20 protein-coding genes and 1 pseudogene are annotated in these 15,976 nt (G+C 66.2%); 10 read left to right on the forward strand and 11 right to left on the reverse strand.

All coding sequences use genetic code 11. The features are described from left to right. Positions 1-326 (reverse strand): annotated as a pseudogene (locus tag GM672_RS09030) (hypothetical protein); the annotation flags it as partial. A 128-nt stretch (positions 327-454) separates the two neighbouring features. Here GM672_RS09030 and GM672_RS09035 point away from each other — a divergent pair. Then, on the forward strand, positions 455-1,162 hold the full coding sequence (locus GM672_RS09035; RefSeq protein WP_155470200.1) for a hypothetical protein: 708 nt from the start codon (positions 455-457) through the stop codon (positions 1,160-1,162). Positions 1,163-1,172: 10 nt separating this feature from the next. On the opposite strand, the gene GM672_RS09040 is transcribed toward GM672_RS09035, so the two are convergent. Together GM672_RS09040 and GM672_RS09045 are read right to left on the reverse strand one after the other, a co-directional pair. Next, positions 1,173-1,760, reverse strand: coding sequence for a DUF4865 family protein (locus GM672_RS09040; RefSeq protein WP_155470201.1), 588 nt, complete (start codon positions 1,758-1,760; stop codon positions 1,173-1,175). Beyond that, positions 1,757-2,152: a tautomerase family protein gene (locus tag GM672_RS09045; protein WP_308807432.1), complete on the reverse strand. Its 396-nt coding sequence runs from the start codon at positions 2,150-2,152 to the stop codon at positions 1,757-1,759. The genes GM672_RS09040 and GM672_RS09045 overlap by 4 nt, the downstream gene beginning before the upstream one ends. A gap of 104 nt (positions 2,153-2,256) precedes the next feature. Here GM672_RS09045 and GM672_RS09050 point away from each other — a divergent pair, with 104 nt between their 5' ends. Further along, positions 2,257-3,153, forward strand: a complete 897-nt coding sequence (locus GM672_RS09050; protein WP_155470203.1) for a LysR substrate-binding domain-containing protein — start codon at positions 2,257-2,259, stop codon at positions 3,151-3,153. Here GM672_RS09050 and GM672_RS09055 read toward each other — a convergent pair. Next, positions 3,134-3,550: a YgiW/YdeI family stress tolerance OB fold protein gene (locus GM672_RS09055; RefSeq protein WP_155470204.1), complete on the reverse strand. Its 417-nt coding sequence runs from the start codon at positions 3,548-3,550 to the stop codon at positions 3,134-3,136. The genes GM672_RS09050 and GM672_RS09055 overlap by 20 nt on opposite strands. A gap of 129 nt (positions 3,551-3,679) precedes the next feature. Here GM672_RS09055 and GM672_RS09060 point away from each other — a divergent pair, with 129 nt between their 5' ends. Continuing rightward, the gene (locus GM672_RS09060; RefSeq protein ID WP_155470205.1) at positions 3,680-4,240 is read left to right on the forward strand and encodes an HD domain-containing protein; all 561 of its coding nucleotides are present in this window, start codon (positions 3,680-3,682) and stop codon (positions 4,238-4,240) included. 16 nt (positions 4,241-4,256) lie between these two features. Here the strand turns inward: GM672_RS09060 and GM672_RS09065 are convergent, their stop codons facing one another. The 4 genes from GM672_RS09065 to GM672_RS09080 form a co-directional block, all read right to left on the reverse strand. Then, positions 4,257-5,600, reverse strand: a complete 1,344-nt coding sequence (locus GM672_RS09065; RefSeq protein ID WP_155470206.1) for an ATP-binding protein — start codon at positions 5,598-5,600, stop codon at positions 4,257-4,259. Beyond that, entirely contained in the window at positions 5,590-6,255 is a 666-nt protein-coding gene (locus GM672_RS09070; protein ID WP_155470207.1) for a response regulator transcription factor, read from the reverse strand. Before GM672_RS09070 ends, GM672_RS09065 begins: the two co-directional genes overlap by 11 nt. Before the next feature lie 64 nt (positions 6,256-6,319). After that, positions 6,320-7,462 carry a branched-chain amino acid ABC transporter substrate-binding protein gene (locus GM672_RS09075; protein ID WP_155470208.1) on the reverse strand — a complete coding sequence of 381 codons (1,143 nt, stop codon included), beginning with the start codon at positions 7,460-7,462 and terminating at the stop codon, positions 6,320-6,322. A 287-nt stretch (positions 7,463-7,749) separates the two neighbouring features. After that, the gene (locus GM672_RS09080; protein ID WP_155470209.1) at positions 7,750-7,959 is read right to left on the reverse strand and encodes a hypervirulence associated TUDOR domain-containing protein; all 210 of its coding nucleotides are present in this window, start codon (positions 7,957-7,959) and stop codon (positions 7,750-7,752) included. A gap of 59 nt (positions 7,960-8,018) precedes the next feature. Between GM672_RS09080 and GM672_RS09085 the strand changes: the two genes are divergently transcribed. Further along, entirely contained in the window at positions 8,019-9,011 is a 993-nt protein-coding gene (locus GM672_RS09085) for a DUF4424 family protein (RefSeq protein WP_170299992.1), read from the forward strand. Between the two features lie 12 nt (positions 9,012-9,023). Here the strand turns inward: GM672_RS09085 and nhaR are convergent, their stop codons facing one another. After that, positions 9,024-9,956 (reverse strand): transcriptional activator NhaR, encoded by a 933-nt coding sequence (gene nhaR / locus GM672_RS09090; RefSeq protein WP_155470211.1) that lies wholly within the window; start codon positions 9,954-9,956, stop codon positions 9,024-9,026. A 180-nt stretch (positions 9,957-10,136) separates the two neighbouring features. On the opposite strand from nhaR, the gene GM672_RS09095 reads away from it, so the two are divergent. The 4 genes from GM672_RS09095 (at position 10,137) to GM672_RS09110 (ending at position 12,848) form a co-directional block, all read left to right on the forward strand. Further along, positions 10,137-10,880, forward strand: a complete 744-nt coding sequence (locus GM672_RS09095) for a PEP-CTERM sorting domain-containing protein (RefSeq protein WP_229417640.1) — start codon at positions 10,137-10,139, stop codon at positions 10,878-10,880. Positions 10,881-11,056: 176 nt separating this feature from the next. Then, a complete protein-coding gene (locus tag GM672_RS09100) occupies positions 11,057-11,422 on the forward strand; it encodes an HPF/RaiA family ribosome-associated protein (RefSeq protein WP_155470212.1) in 366 nt (121 codons plus the stop codon). Positions 11,423-11,452: 30 nt separating this feature from the next. After that, on the forward strand, positions 11,453-12,424 hold the full coding sequence (locus GM672_RS09105) for a TerC family protein (RefSeq protein ID WP_155470213.1): 972 nt from the start codon (positions 11,453-11,455) through the stop codon (positions 12,422-12,424). A gap of 25 nt (positions 12,425-12,449) precedes the next feature. Further along, a complete protein-coding gene (locus tag GM672_RS09110) occupies positions 12,450-12,848 on the forward strand; it encodes a tellurite resistance TerB family protein (RefSeq protein ID WP_155470214.1) in 399 nt (132 codons plus the stop codon). A gap of 7 nt (positions 12,849-12,855) precedes the next feature. On the opposite strand, the gene GM672_RS09115 is transcribed toward GM672_RS09110, so the two are convergent. Next, complete coding sequence (locus tag GM672_RS09115; protein ID WP_155470215.1) at positions 12,856-13,818, reverse strand: MerR family transcriptional regulator; 963 nt, start codon at positions 13,816-13,818, stop codon at positions 12,856-12,858. A 238-nt stretch (positions 13,819-14,056) separates the two neighbouring features. On the opposite strand from GM672_RS09115, the gene GM672_RS09120 reads away from it, so the two are divergent. Then, positions 14,057-14,512: a fasciclin domain-containing protein gene (locus tag GM672_RS09120; protein ID WP_155470216.1), complete on the forward strand. Its 456-nt coding sequence runs from the start codon at positions 14,057-14,059 to the stop codon at positions 14,510-14,512. Positions 14,513-14,701: 189 nt separating this feature from the next. Continuing rightward, the gene (locus tag GM672_RS09125; RefSeq protein ID WP_155470217.1) at positions 14,702-15,310 is read left to right on the forward strand and encodes a glycine zipper 2TM domain-containing protein; all 609 of its coding nucleotides are present in this window, start codon (positions 14,702-14,704) and stop codon (positions 15,308-15,310) included. A 126-nt stretch (positions 15,311-15,436) separates the two neighbouring features. On the opposite strand, the gene GM672_RS09130 is transcribed toward GM672_RS09125, so the two are convergent. After that, the gene (locus tag GM672_RS09130; protein WP_155470218.1) at positions 15,437-15,973 is read right to left on the reverse strand and encodes a DUF2058 domain-containing protein; all 537 of its coding nucleotides are present in this window, start codon (positions 15,971-15,973) and stop codon (positions 15,437-15,439) included. Positions 15,974-15,976: the final 3 nt, after the last annotated feature.

A 15,976-nucleotide genomic window follows, 5' to 3' on the forward strand; every position in this document is an offset into this window, starting at 1 on the left:
CACCGGGGCGGGCGTGCCGCGGCAGCCGGCGCACGGGCCGGCCCGCGCCACCAGCGCGCCACGGCGGGCAGGTTGAACCACAGGTGAACGGTTACCAGCAGCAGCGTGCCGTAGCCGAACAGGTAGTGCCAGTCGAAGACGGGCAACTGCTGGTTGGCGACCCAGAAGATGCCCAGCCCGGCCGTCGTCAGCAGGTAGCCCATCAGCAGGAGGCTGAGCTGGATATTGAGCGCCAGCCGCGAAGGCCGCCAACCGCGCAGCAGGGCCACGCCCAGACCGGCGGCATACAGCAGGAGCGGCAGCAGGACCCAGGCAATCGGCGGCATGGCGGTTTCTCCGGACCGGTTGGAGCTTCGATTCTACAAGAGGCAACGAGCGCGCAGGCCCGCTTTTGATTGTTTTTTATATATCTTTTTCAGGCATAATCGCCGGCACCCGACAACGAAAGGCACACATGACCGAGCCCACCTCCCACCCGGAAAATCCCGCCGAAGCAGCCCTGCTGGCGCACATCGCCGAACAGTCGAAGACCGATCCCCTGGTCGGCGCAAAACTGGGCAGCCGCGAAGTGACGCAGCGCCTGATCGCGGGGCTGAAAACGGAACGGGGCGTGCACGTCGACTCGATGCTGTGCGTGCTGGGCGCCCTGGCAGGCTATGCATGCCAGGCGGCCGTCCGTGCCCAGGCCGTGGCGCAAGGCTTGCCCGAGGAAGCCCTGTTCACCAAGGTACAAACCGCCGACGGCAAGACGCTGTTCTTCGGCGACCACCTGAACAAGCCGCTGGCCGAAGACCGCTATTCGGTCTGGGGCATCGCGGCGGGCGGGGCCCAGGAAGCGGGCTGCGAGACCTTTCCCGACCTGAATGCGATCTTCCAGCACGTGGCGCAGGACACGGGCAGCGAAGCTTTCGGCGTGCCGCGCGTACCGGAGCAGCACCAGGCGCACGACCTGCCGCTGAACTACCTGCGCATCATCTGGCCGGCCCTTACCCCCCTGTTCGAGAAGTTCTGCCCGGACCGGACCCAGTGGCCCATCATGCTGGCCCTGTCGGCCCAGGAAGTGATCGTCATGGCCAAGGACGCCATCGACCCGGCCCTGGCGCTGACGATCGTGATGGAGTCGGCGGTGCCGATGTCGAAGGTGGAGCTTGACGCTTCTTGACCGGACGACGTCAGCGCACCTGAACTGCCAGCCCGGCAAATCCGGCTAGCCCCCCCACCGACAAATGCCCCACCCCATACGCCTGCACGCCACTGGCGGCATCGGGCCGCTCCCGCCACAGGCAGAACCGCACCAGGGTCCACCCACCCGGCTCGACGCCCACCACGACCGCCAGCGCGCCGGCAGCGAGGGCAACCTGGGCCGCCGCGCCCTCGGCCTCGCGCAGCGCGGCCAGCGCGGTGTGCTGGGCGATGGGGTGGACGCTGCGCGTGGCGAAGCGGGCGTGGGCGACGTCGGGCGGCACGTGGGCGTGCCACGTCGTCCACGTAGGCACGGCAGGCCAGCCGAAGGCTTGCGAGACACTGGCGAAGCCCGGGCCGGCGAGGAAATCTTGCATTGCGTCCGCGTGCTGCCACAGGTAGAACGGCGCGTACAGGTTGTCGGCAGCAGCATCGCCGTTCTTTTCCGCCACCAGGTAGGCCTTGAACAGCAGGCCCGGCAGCCCGTCGGTACGGTGGCCCCGCTCGGCGATGCGGCGGTGGACGATGCCCATGTCGTAGTCGGCCGGCAGCACGAAGCTGTACTGCATGGCGATCATGGCTGGCTCCCCGCGAAGCCGGGCAGGCCCTGCCTGCCGGCGCTGAAGGACCAGTCCTCGGACTGCGAGTGCTGGATGACGATCATCACGTCGTCCGGCCGCAGGCCCGGCGCTTCGCCCAGCAGCGCCACCAGCCGGCGGTAGAACGCGGCCTTGGTGGCCGTGCTGCGCGGGCGGCCGGCGATGACGTTGATGAAGACATAGTCGGCGCTGCGCCCTTCGGCCTCGTAATGCGGGTCGATGCTCATCTCGTGCGCTTCGTGCTGGTGGATCAGCTGGAAGCGATCCTTCGGTGGCACGTCGAATGCTTCCACCAGCGCGCGGTGCACGCCATCGGAAATGGCGCGCAGGTATTCGGGCGGTTTGCCCTTCTGCAGGGATATGCGGGTCATCGGCATGGTGCGCTCCTGGGAATTGACAAACCCAGTCTACGCGCCTATCGTCATTCATAAAATCAGGAATATTCAAACTGACCATCCATAAAAACAGGACGATCATGAACAGGCTGACGTTCGATCTCGACGTGCTGCGTACCTTTGTCACGGGCGTGGACCTGGGCAGTTTTGCCCGCGCCGCGGACCGCCTGGGCCGCTCGACCTCTGCCATCAGCGCGCAGCTCAAGAAACTGGAGGACCAGGTCGGCGCGCCCGTGCTGAAGAAGACGGGCCGGGGCTTGGCGCCCACGGCTGTCGGCGAAGCGCTGCTGGCCTACGCGCGGCGCCTGTTGGAGCTGAACGACGAGGCGGCGGCGGCCGTGCGGGGTGTCGAGCTGGCCGGCAGCATCCGGCTCGGCATGCAGGAGGATTTCGGCGAACACATCCTGACGGCCGTGCTGGGCCGCTTCGCGCGCTCGCATCCGCGCGTACGCATCGAGGCGCGGGTGGCGCGCAACGCCCAGCTGATGGAGCTGTTCTCCGCAGGCCAGCTGGACCTGGCGCTGGCGTGGAATGCCGGTACGGCAATCGCACACGGCACGCCTGCCATCGACGCGCTGCCGATGCAGTGGATCGGCGCGGCCGATATCGGTACTTTCGATGCGGCAGAACCGCTGCCGCTGGTGATGATGGACGCGCCGTGCATCATGCGCACGGCCGCCATCGCGGCGCTGGACCGTGCCGGAATCGCCTGGCGCATCGCCTTCACGAGCCCCAGCCTGGGTGGCGTGTGGGCCGCCGTGGCGGCTGGGCTGGGGGTGACGGTGCGCACGGCCATCGGCATGCCGGCCCACCTGCGCCTCTTTGACACCGCCGCCCTGCCGCCCTTGCCGACGGTGGGACTGAACCTGCACTGCGCCGTGCCCGAACCTGCGCCCGTCACGCAGCGGCTGCATGACATCGTGCTGCACACCCTGGCGCAGCACGCGCCGGCGGGGCTTATTTCGCCACCACCTTGAGCTGGTCCACGTCCAAGGTCGATTCGCCGAAGGTCTCCTTGTCGAATTCGCCCACCAGTTCCACCACCGTGTTGTGGTCGACCGTGGCGCCCTGCGGGAACAGCTTCGCGGAAATCTCCACCGTCATCTTGCCGCTCTGGTCGGCGAACTCGTATTCGTCGCCGCCCTTGTGGCTGACCAGCTTGCCCTTGAGCTTGACGTACTGGTCGTCCTTGCCCTTGTCCAGCAGCTCCTTGGCGCTCATCAGCTGCACGTTCGACGGACCTGTGTAGCCGGCCGGCGCGGTCGCGGTGGCCGGCTTCGCGCTCGGCCCCGTGTAGCCGCCCGTCTGGGCATAGGCGAAGGCCGAAGCGGCGACCAGGGTGGCGATGGCGGAGAGTTTCAGGGTACGTTTCATGGTCGTTCCTTTTTCAGGTAAGCCCGCCGTGGCGGGGACAGGGGCATTACACCGAGCGGACATTAACCGCATCTTAAGGACACAACCGCTTCGCTATAATCGGCCTGAACCCAATTCGCGAAAGCCCCGATGACTCCTCGTTTCACCGAAGCGCTGGCGCTGGCCGCCAGGGCCCATGAAGGCCAGGCCCGCAAGGGCACGGCGATTCCGTATATCGTCCACCCGGTCGGCGTGGCCGCGCTGGTGGCCCGGCATGGCGGCGACGAGGACCAGCAGATCGCCGCGCTGCTGCACGACGTGCTGGAAGACGGCGGCCCTGGCTTCGAGCCGGCGATCGCCCGCTTCGGCGCGCGCGTGCTGCGCATCGTTCGCGGCTGCACGGATGGCGTGCCCGACGCGGGCGGCGCCAAGCCGGCCTGGCAGGAGCGCAAGAGCGCCTATCTCGCCCACCTGGCCGAAGCCGACGAGGAAACCCTGCTCGTCAGCGGCTGCGACAAGTTGTACAACGCCCGCGCCATCGTCGACGATCTGGAGGCCGTCGGCCCGGCCGTGTTCGACCGCTTCACCGCCGGCAAGGCAGGTACCTTGTGGTACTACGGGTGCCTGAGCGACATCTTCGCCCGGCGCGGCGTGCCCGTGGCGGATGCCTTGACGCGCACCGTCAACGAAATGGCCCGGCTGGCCGCCTGAAGGTCAGGCCGGAGAGTCAGGCCTCGAAGTCCAGCGTGACGCCCAGGCCCCGGTCGTCCAGGCCCGTGCCGAATGCCAGCGCGATGCCATGCAGGTCGGCGATGCGCTTGACGATGGACAGCCCCAGGCCGCTGCCGCCCTGCCCCTGCCCCAGCACGCGGAAGAACCGCTCCGTCAGCCGCCGGCGGCTGGCATCGTCCACGCCGACACCGTCATCGCGCACGGCGATGCGCACGCCGCCCGCATGGGCGATGGCATCGATCTCGACGCGGCTGCCGGCCGGGCAATAGCGCAGGGCGTTGTCGACCAGGTTGCGCAGCACGATCTCCAGCATGTGCGGGTCGCCCTGCACCGTCTCCACGTCGCAGCGCGTGGTCAGCGTGATGTGGCGCTGGGCGGCGACTTGCGCGTGCGTCGCCACCACTTGCGCCAGCAGCGGCGCCAGCGCCACCGGCTCGCGCACCAGCTGCTCGCGCGCCAGCGGGTCCAGCCGGGCCAGGGTCAGCAGGCTGTCGACCAGCGCCGTGCTGCGGGCGATATCGTGGCGCAGCTTCAGGAAGGGCGCAGCCAGGTCGGGATGCTGGCGCTGCAGCAGTTGCACATGCATCTGCAGTGCGGCCAGCGGCGTGCGCAGCTCGTGCGCGGCGTCGGCCGTGAAGCGGCGTTCGGCCTGCAATGCCGAGTCGAGGCGGGCCAGCACGCCGTTCAGGGCACACACGATGGGCAGCAGCTCGCGCGGCTGGCCGCTGGTGGGCACCTGGGCCAGGTCGCCCGGCGTCTTGGCCGCGATGGCGGCGGCCGTCTCGCGCAAGGGCTTGAGCACGCGGCCCGTCAGCAACCAGCACACCAGCGCCAGCAGCACGAGGAAGGCCGTCACGGGCAGCCAGAGGTGCTCGGCCAGCTCTTCCAGGATATCGAAGCGCTTGTCGTGCCGTTGCCCCACCTGCACTTCGAAGCTGCGCGCCTCGTCGCGCACGACGAACACGCGCCACCGGTCCCCGTCCACGTTCGGGTCGGCAAAGCCGTCGTCGTCGTCGAAGCCGGTGACAAAAGGCGTCGCCGGCGCGCCGGCGGTGCGCTGGATGACGCGCCCGTTGGCCACGACCTGGTACTGCATGTCGACCTTGTGCTCTTCGCTGGTGCCCCGTTGCGGGGGCAGGCCCCGTTCGGCCCAGTCGGTGGTGGCGGCCATCAGCATATAGCCCGATTCCTCCAGGGCGTCGTCGAACACTTCCTTCGTTTCCTGCCAGGCGATGACGGTGACGATGCCCAGGCTGGCCAGCCACAGCACGGTGCTGGCGCCGATGATGGCCAGCAGCAGGCGCCGCCGCAGCGACCACGGTGCAGACTCAGTCTTCATGGTTCTTCAAGCGGTAGCCGAGTCCGCGCACGGTAACGATGCTGTCGCTGCCCAGCTTCTTGCGCAGGTTGTGGATGTACACTTCGATGGCATTGCTCTCCACCTCGTCGCCCCAGCCGTACAGGGTTTCCTCGATCTGGGCGCGGGTGACGATGCTGTTCCGGCGCAGCAGCAGCGCATACAGCACATGGTATTCGCGGGCAGTGAGGGCCACCGGCTGGCCGGCCAGGGTGGCCTGCCGCGTCTCGATATTCAAGGCGATGTCGCCGTGGCTCAAGTCGTTGCTGACCTGATCGGCGCCACGCCGCGCGGCCGCGCGGATGCGGGCAGACATCTCTTCCAGCTCGAAGGGCTTGACGAGGTAATCGTCGGCGCCCAGGTCGAGGCCTTCGACCCGGTCGGCCAGGGCGTTGAACGCCGTGATCAGGATGACGGGCACGCGGTTGCCGGCCGCGCGCAGCGAAGCGAGCAAGGCATCGCCGGAAAGGCCCGGCAGGCCGCGGTCGAGCAGCACGCAGTCATAGCGGTGCGTCATCAGCGCCGTCTGCGCCGAGTCGCCCCGCTGGACCCAGTCCACCGCGTGCTGGTCCATCTTCAGCCAGGCCTGGATGGTCTCGCCCAGCGAGGTATCGTCTTCCACCAAAAGAATGCGCATTGCGGCTCCACGTTCACGGATGCCGGCGACTGTGCACCGGCGACATGAACCCAATCTTAAGCCATCAATTCGCGCGCATCACCTGCAGCTTGACCTTTTTTCCCTGGCGGTAGGTGAACAGGGTCAGCGCGGCGTCGCGCAGGTCGCCCTTCGGGTCGAAGGCGATGGTGCCGGTAATGCCTTCGTACTTCACCTTGGCCAGCGCCGGCAGGTATTTCGCGGGGTCGCTCGATCCGGCCTGCTGCATGGCCGTGGCGAACACCATCACCGAATCGTAGGCATAGGGCGCATAGGTTTCCACGTCCAGCTTGAAGCGCTTCTGGTAGCGCTGCGTGAAGGCGGCGTAGTTCGCTTCCTGCGGGCCGCTGACGCCACCGGCCACGACGCACACCACCTTGTCGTCGCCCAGCGCTTCGCCGGCCAGCAGCGGCAGCCGCTCGGAGCAGATGCCGTCGCCGGAGACGAGCTTCGCGTGCAGGCCGAGGGCCTTCATCTGCTTGAGCATCGGGCCGGCCACGGCGTCCATGCCGCCATAGAAGATCACGTCCGGATTGCGGCCGCGGATCTGCGTCAGGATGGCGTTGAAGTCGGTCGCCTTGTCGTTGGTGAACTGGCGGCTGACGATGGCCGCGCCGCCGGCCGCCTTGACGCCCTTGACGAATTCGTCCGCCAGGCCCTGGCCGAAGGCGGTGCGGTCGTCGATGACGGCGATGTTCTTTGCCTTCATCGTGGCGACGGTATAGGTGGCCAGCGTGCGGCCGATCAGGTTGTCGTTGGCGACGACGCGAAACGCCGTCCTGAAGCCCTGGGCCGTGTATTGCGGCGTGGTGGCGGCCGGCGAAATCTGCGGAATGCCGGCGCTGGAATAGATTTTCGACGCCGGCACGGTGGTGCCGGAATTGAGGTGGCCGACCACGCCGGCTACCTTGGCATCGACCAGCTTCTGTGCGACCGCCGTGCCGGTTTTCGGATCGCTGGCGTCGTCCTCCGGGGCCAGCACCCATTTGACCTTCCTGCCGCCGATGGCGACGCCCTTCGCGTTCAAGTCATCGATGGCCATGCGGGCGCCGTTTTCGATATCCTTGCCCTGGTGGGCGCCAGGGCCGGACAGGGGCGAGGCGGTGCCGATCTTGACGACGGTCTGGGCCAGTGCGGGCGCGGCGGCCAGGAAGAGCACGGCCGGGACGACCAGGGAACGACGATGCATCGAATTTCCTTCATGGGACAGCGGTGGAAAAGCGGGGACGCATAAGCAAAACGCCACCGTCGGGTGGCGTTTTCGCTTGCGCCTCACGGCGTATCAGTTGAAGAACAGATACAGCAGCACCAGTACGATGCCGGGGACGCCCAGAATCCACGCCAGAAAATATTTACCCATGATTGCTCTCCTGAGGTTCTTGATTCGCTATGTAATCATTCGATATGTAATCACTACGCCTCAATAATGCCCCACGGGACCGGCACCGTCCGTTCGTTACTGCACAGTAGTCAAGTTTATATCTTTTTCAGTGCGTCCGGCTTGTGGGCCGCCTCGGCTCCCGTCTTGTCGCTGACCACCAGGTATTCCGGATTCTCTTTCGAGGCCGCCACGTCGTGACCCTTGATGCTGGTGTGCGACGTCAGTTTTTTCTTCACCGTGCCCTGCACGGTGCCCTGGGACGAATGCCACTCGACCTTATCGCCCGCCTTGAATGTTCCCGTCATCATGTCCTCCGTGAATGCGACAATGGTGTTTATTTGACCATGGATTGCCGCCATTCCCGATGAAATTCCCAGTTCACCTCCGGGTCGCGCTATGCGCCGCCCTGCTTCTTCCCGCCTGTGCGATGGCCAACGACGGCATCGCCACCGTCGGCGCGGGCGGCATCGTCTTGCGCAAGACGGATGCCATCGCCATGAAAAAGGAAGTGCTCAACGTCAGTCATGACCTGATCACGGTGGATTATGAATTCCTCAACGAGTCCACCGCCGATATCGAGGAAACCATCGTGTTTCCCCTGCCGGCCTATCCCGCCACGCAACAGGTGTCGGACAGCTATTACGGCCAGCCATCGGGCTTTTCGATCCTGGTGGACGGCAAGCCCGTCGCCTTCACGGCGCATGTGCGGGCCGAACTGGACGGCAGGGACGTCACGGCCGAGCTGCGCCGGCTCGGGCTCGACGACGTGCAGATCGCCTTCAACACCGAGTTCGAGCCCCGGCCCAGGGTCACGCCGCTGACGGCGCGCCAGCGCAAGGAGCTGACGCGGCTGGGGCTGCTGGAGAAACAGCCCGGCAACGAGGGCGACGCGCTGTGGCATGTGCAGGTGAACTACGTGTGGAAGCAGATATTCCCCGCCGAACGCGTGCTTCGCGTGCATCATGCTTACCGCCCGTTTGTTGGCGCCGGCCCGGGCAACTCATGGATCGATCCGGAATTTTCCGCGACCTATTGCGCCGACAAGAGCTTTTTCGCCGCATATAAGAAAGTCGAGGCGCGCAACGATGGCCATGTGATTGCCGCCCACGTGGCCTACATCCTGAAAACGGGCAATACATGGAAACGGGGTATCGAGGACTTCACGCTCAATATTGTCAAGCGCGATCCCGCCGAGCTGGTCAGCCTGTGCTTTCCCGGCACGGTGAAGAAGCTCGACAGCAAGACCTACCAGGTCCGGCTGAAGAACTTCCAGCCCAGGGACGACCTGCGGGTCTATTTCGGTAACGTCAGGTTCGACGCCGACCATGCCGGCGTGATGCCGCAACTGCGCAAGTAGCGGCAACCCGGCTCAAGGCCCGCCCCGGGAGGCGACCTTCGGTGCCTCTTCGCCCAGGGTGCGTCGCGCCGCCTGGCTGATGGCCTGCGTGGCCGGGTGGCTGATGCGCCGCTCGGACGTGATGGCATAGACCTGCTCGCGCAGGCTGGGAATGGTGCCGGCCAGGACGACGCCGTACTGCGCGCAGATGTGCTGGGCAATCGCCGCCGGCGCGAAGAACATGCCCATGCCGGACTGGCCGAAGGCCTTGATCATGGCGCTGTCGTCGAACTCGCCGATGACGTGCAGGTGCGGCACGTGATCGTGCAGCCACTGCATCAGCCGCGCATGGACGGCGAAATCCTCGCCCGGCAGCAGCAGCGGCACGCCGTTCAGGCACGCGGGAAACGGGCCGGCCAGGGTGGTGGCCACGGCCGGCGCGGCGAACACGCCCAGTTCGCTCTCGCCCAGCAGGTGGTTGTAGCCGCGCACGCTCAGGTGGCCGGGCATGGGCCGGTCGGCAATGATCATGTCCAGCTTATGGACGGCCAGGTCGGCCAGCAGCGCCGCCAGCCGCCCTTCCCGGCACACCAGCCGGATCGGATCGGCCAGGGTCAGGGCCGGCTCGATCAGGCGGCAGGCCACCGTCTTCGAGACGGAATCGGACACGCCCACGCGAAACACGGTGGCACTCGTCGTGGCCTGGTCGCGCACCACGTCCATCAGGGCGTCGCCGGCGCTGAAGATGTCCTCGGCATGGCGCAGCACGCGCTTGCCCGTTTCCGTCAGCTCCAGGCGGCGGCCCACGCGGCGGAACAGGGCCACGCCCAGCGTATCGGCAAACTCCGTCAGCTGGCCGGAAATCGACTGGGGCGTCAGGTGCAGCTGGGCCGCCGCCTTGGCGATGCTGCCGGCGCGGGCCACCGCCCAGAAATAGCGCAGGTGCTTGTAGTTGAGAGTCGCCATTTACGGATTCCGTCGGTTCGATTGTTCGGTCGGTGCGCGCAAGTATACGTGCCTTGCCTGGCGGCTCGTCATGGCGCCGTCCCCCTGCATGAAGGAACCCGACATCGTGGGAATTGGTGAGTATGTCGGCGTTATAAAAATGCTACGCTGAAAACCCATCCTAACAACCTCGAGGAGCACATGAAACCACTTCTGAGCAAGCTGATCATCGGCACCGCCCTGTTGGCGGCCAGCGCCGCGCATGCGGCCGGCACGATCGCAACGACCGGCTTCAGCCTGGCATGGGCCGAAGGGTTATCGCGCGATCCATTCGACATGACGCTGCTTTCCAACACGAACGGCATCGCGCGCATCGGGCTGGATGTCGGCTTGCCCGATTTCATGCTCGATACGACGTCCGGCGGGGGCGACACGGGCGACAGTTCCTGGCACCGCCTTGCTGGTACGGTCGAGCAAGGCTACCGGATCACGTCGATGACGCTCAGTGCCACCGTCGACGGCAAGCTGTTTGTCCAGTCGCTCCCGTGCGACCTGTGCACGAGCACCGACGCGGCAGCCAGCAACGGGGCTTCGTTGGCGTGGGCGGTGACGCAGCATGGCCAGCGGGTCGATCTTCCGGGCAGCGCCCTGGAAAACGTCATCGCGCCCACGCAGCTTGCCTTGACTTCCGCCCAGCAGATCGACGGCGCCTTCGGGCTCGACCTTACCGTTGCCAACACCGCGCTCGCCCAGCAGGGATTCCAGTCCGGCTATGTGAACGGCCAGTGGTATTGGGAGCGTTACCTGGAGGCTGCGTCCGACATCACCGTCTCGGACCTGACGCTGACGGTCCAGGTAACGGCCGTGCCCGAGCCGTCCACCTACGCCATGCTGCTGGCCGGCCTGTGCGTAGCCGGCTGGGCAGCACGTCGCCGCAAGGCCTGATTCACCCGGCGGCGCCTCCGGCGCCGCCGCACCATCCCCGCGCGGCAAACCGGCCGCACCTCCCCCCGCGTTGCCAATCTCATCTCTTTTTTCGATGATTTAAGAAAGTATATTCGAATTGTACGAATGATCGATCGTCCCTACCATGAAGTCTCATCACTAACGAGGAGATGGTTATGCAGATCGACATTCAATCGAACGGCCTGGTCGTGACGAGCAGCCTGCGTGCGTACATCAAGCGCCGCCTGCGCTTTGCCCTCGGCTGGGCGCTGACGAGCCGGCTGGTGGTCTGGCTGTCGGACATCAACGGCCCCCGCGGCGGGCGCGACAAGCGCTGCAAGATCCAGGTCCAGCTGGGCCACGGCCGCAAGAGCGTGCTGATCGAGGATACCGAGGCCGACCTGTACACCGCCATCGACCGCGCCGCGGACCGGGCCGACCGCGCCGTGTCGCGCCAGCTGGCCCGGCGCCGTGCCTTCACCCACGAAAAACTGACGGTGCCCGAACCCGGCGACACGCCGGTGCCGGGCGGCACACACTGACGGACACCATCAACGGATAGGACATCGATCATGAACGGTCTCGAAAACATTGCCAGCGGCCCCATGTGGGCGGGCTTCGTGGCATTTGTGCTGGTAATGCTGGCACTCGACTTGTGGGTCTTCGGCGGCAACAAGGCACACAAGGTGTCGGTGCGCGAGGCGGGCGCGTGGTCGCTCGGCTGGTTCTCGCTGGCACTGCTGTTCAACGGCGGCCTGTGGTGGTACCTGAAGGGCACGGTGGGGCCGGACATCGCCGAGCAGAAGGCGCTGGAATTCCTGTCCGGCTACCTGATCGAGAAGGCGCTGTCGGTCGATAACGTCTTCATCTTCCTGCTGATCTTCTCGGCCTTCCAGGTCAAGCCGGAATACCAGCGTCGCGTGCTGATCTACGGCGTCCTCGGTGCCATCGTCATGCGTGCCATCATGATCCTGGCCGGTGCCTGGGTGGTCAAGGAATTCACGTGGGTGCTGTACCTGTTCGGTGCCTTCCTGCTGTTCACCGGCGTGCGCATGATGTGGGCGGCCGACCATGAACCGGACGTGAAGAACAATCCCGTGCTGCGCTTCGCGCGCCGCGTGCTGCCCGTGGCCGAAGGCGACCATGGCGAGAAGTTCTTCGTCCGCAAGAACGGCGTGCGCCATGTGACGACCTTGTTCCTGGTGCTGATCCTGATCGAGGTGACGGACCTGGTGTTCGCGGTGGACTCGATTCCGGCCATCTTCGCCATCACGTCAGACCCGTTCATCGTGTTCACGTCGAACCTGTTTGCGATCCTGGGCTTGCGGGCGCTGTACTTCCTGCTGGCCGACATCGCCGACCGTTTCCACCTGCTCAAGTATGGCCTGGCGCTGGTGCTGTGCTTTATCGGCGCGAAGATGCTGCTGCTGCCGTGGCTGCACATCCCGGTGCACATCTCGCTGGCCGTGGTGGCCACCCTGATCGCCGGCAGTGTCGTGGCGAGCCTGTATGCCACCCGCAATAAAGCCAACAAAGCCAATTAATCGAATTCATCAAAGGAGTCTTGCAATGCGTAGTTATCCCCAAAACAGTGCCAACGCCGCCGGCCGCCTGCTGGCCCTGGCCATGGTCATCGACGGCAACCTGGCTCCGGCCGAGCTGCGGACCCTGTCCGCCACCCACCTGCTCGACGAGATCGACATCGACGTCGATACCTTCCAGGGCCTGATCGGCGACCTGTGCGAGGACATGCTGGAAAGCGCCGGCGGCCAGCGCAACGTCGAGCTGGAGCCCGACACGCTCGACACGCTGCTGGCCGAGATCGCGGACCCGCTGCTGCGCCGCAAGCTGCTGGGCGCGATGTCGAAGATCGCCGACGCCGACGGCGTGCTGACGGATGCGGAAGCGACCCTGCTGGCGCATGCCGCTGCCGCGTGGAGCGGCGACAAGCTGCCCGCCGCCGCTTGAGCGCCGCCTAGGCCGGGGGCAGCGGCAGGCCCTCGGCCAGCGCCAGCCGCTCCATCGCGCTTTCCAGCAGCACCCGCGCCTGCGCCGCGGCCAGTTCCAGGTCGCGGTGCAATTGAGCATCGCTGGTATTGCGCGCGATGCACTGGGCGCTGTAGCGCTCGAACGAGCCCACCATCAGCAGCAGTTCCGACAGGTGGCGGGGGCACTCGCAGCTTAACCGGTTGCCGGCCGCCGTGATGGCGGCCAAAGCCTGCTCGTCCAGCCGGCGCGGCGGCACGGGCGCGGTGGCCGCCGTTCGTTCGGGCAGGCGCACCTGCTGCCCCGCCAGCGCGGCGCGACACAGGATGGCCAGCTCACCCATCTCGGCCGGCACGCGCGCCACCAGGCAGCCATGCGCGCGCAGTTCGCGGATGGTGGCGCTGGCGCAGAAGCGGTACAGCACCACCACGGCCGCCACGCCGGCCCGGGTGCGGGCGGCGGCCAGCAGCGGCACGGCCGCCTCGTCCAGCTCGGACAATTCCACCAGCAGCACGTCGGCACTGCCGATCGGCACGGTGACTTCATCGAGCCGGGCGCAGGCGGCACGCACATCCAGGCCCAGCGACCGGCCGGCGGCGGCGATGCGCCGCGCCAGGCTGTCGCCGACAACGGCCACGCTGATGGGGCCGGACGGCGTATCGGCATGGTCCGCCCGCGCGCCCGTCAGTTCCGCCAGCTGCTCCACCGGCAGGGTCGTCAAGGTGCCGATCGGGTGGCCCTGATCGACCAGCTGTTTCAGCAGCGCCAGCCGGCGCACCTGGCCTGCCGTGTACAGCCGCTGCCCATGTTCCGAGCGCTGGGTGTCGGACAGGCCGTAACGCCGCTCCCACACCCGCAAGGTTTCCACGCTCAACCCGGCCAGGCGGGCCGCCACGCCGCTGCGGTACGCCAGCGCCGATTTTTCCTGCTTGCTTGTATTGGTGTCATCCATGATCTGAACCGAAATTGAACCTGTGAAGGCCCTATTCTAACGGTGCTGTCCTGGACAAAGCACACGATTGAACGATAAATTGTGTCCCAAGCCGGTTCAACTCCCGGGCAAGCAGGCACGACAGCCTCTTTGCATGGGAAAACTCCGGGACAGTCCGCGAAAAATCCGGGACAGTCCCCGATTTTTCCGGGACAGTCCCGGACTTTTCCGACGTATCCATTCATCCAAGGAGATCAAAATGAAGAAAATGTTGATCGCAGCAGCATTCGCCATGGCAGCAGGCGCCAGCCACGCCGCCGATATCGTCGACACCGCCAAGTCCGCCGGTACCTTCAATACGCTGGTGACGGCCGTGCAGGCCGCCGGCCTGGTCGACACGCTGAAGGGTCCGGGCCCGTTCACCGTGTTCGCCCCGACGGACGAGGCCTTCGCCAAGATTCCGAAGGCCAAGCTGGACGCGCTGCTGAAGGACAAGGCCGCGCTGACCAAGGTGCTGACCTACCACGTGGTGCCGGGCAAGGTGATGGCCGCCGACGTCAAGCCGGGCAATGTGAAGACGGTGGAAGGCAGCAACCTGGCTGTCACCGCCAAGGGCGGCAAGGTGATGGTCGACAAGGCGCACGTCGTCAAGACCGATATCGCGGCCGACAACGGTGTGATCCACGTCATCGATACCGTCGTGATGCCGAAGTAAGCGCTGCGCGCGAAATGAAAACGCCACCCTGCGGGGTGGCGTTCTGCATTCTGCAGCGTAATCGACGTTCTTTTGACCGGCGCCAGCCTTACAAGTCGTAACGTGTGATACAGGTCACAGCCTATCCTCGACCGGCCGCAGCCCTTAATCTACTCCCGAAGGCCAATCAATGACCGTGGAGAGAAAATTATGGAAAAGATCGCTACCGCAAGCCCTGTTGCAAGCCGCATCCACCCGCTGTTTGCCGCCGCCGCCGTCTCGGTGATTGCCTTGAGCGGCACTGGTATCGCCGCCATGACGGGCATGCTGCCATCGAGCAAAGCCCAGTCGGCCGACACCGTTCCGATGAGCCTGGCAACGCAGCAAGCCATGGCCGCCCGCCAGGGTCTGGAGCTGCAACCGCTGGCAGCGGCGCAGCCGGCCCCGCAACAGCTCGCGCCGCAAGCGCTGCAGCAGCCGGCACTCGTGCTGGACCCGGCCCCGGCCGTACGCCAGCCTGCCGTGCCGGCGCAACCGGAGCGCGTGGTCGTGCGGGAAGTCGTGTACCGTGAACCCGCGCCCCGCAAGGTCGTGCGCGAAGCGCCGGAGCGCAGCCATGTGGCGCGGCACCAGCAGAGCGCCCCTGCGCCAGCCGCGCAGGAACGCGCGCCGAACTATGTGGCCATCGGTACCGGCGCGGTGGTTGGCGGCCTGCTCGGCAACCAGGTCGGCGACGGCAATGGCAAGAAACTGGCCACCCTGGCCGGCATCATCGGCGGCGGCTATGTCGGCAACGAGATTGCCAACCGCAACAAGTAAGCCGATGCAGTATCAACCCGGTCCCGCCTGGCAACGGTGGGACCAGGCACTTGCCGGGGCAATCGTCCGGCTTTCCCGCGCTTCATGGCCGGCAATCGCCCGGCCCACCCCGCCCCCCGCCTGACTTCACCACATCAAATCATCGGGAATCTGGAAGGCGGCATACGGATCGTCCGGATCGACTTCCGTCGTCGTCTTGTTGACCCGCACCACCAGCCCCGCGTCGCGTTCGGCGATCTTGTCGGCGATCACGCGGGGCACCAGCTCCGTCGCTTCGCCCAGGCGGACGATGACGAGGCGGCCGGCCACCAGGTGCTCGCGCACGGCGGGCGAGACGAAGATGCGCTCGATCTTGCTGTTGAACGTGAAGTTGTAGGCGATATCGCCGTTGCCCTTGCTCTGCCGGTTCTTCTGCACCATGTCGACGATCTGCGCCATGATCGCCTTCTGGGCGGCAGCCGCGTCGCGCTGGGCGTTCGCTTCGCGCGCCTTTTCCGCGTTCTTGCGCTGCAGTTCCTGGGCCGCGACGCGCGCTTCGTCGACACTTTGCGTGCCCGTGCGCCGCTCGACCTTGGTCTGCTTGCTCTTGTCCTGGTTGACCTGTTTGACCTTCTTCTTGTCGACCAGGCCGGCTTTTAAAAGTTGCTCCTGCAACGAGACCATCTG

Origin of the sequence: Pseudoduganella buxea (assembly GCF_009720835.1) — a bacterium.
GTDB classification, from domain to species: Bacteria; Pseudomonadota; Gammaproteobacteria; order Burkholderiales; family Burkholderiaceae_D; genus Rugamonas; species Rugamonas buxea.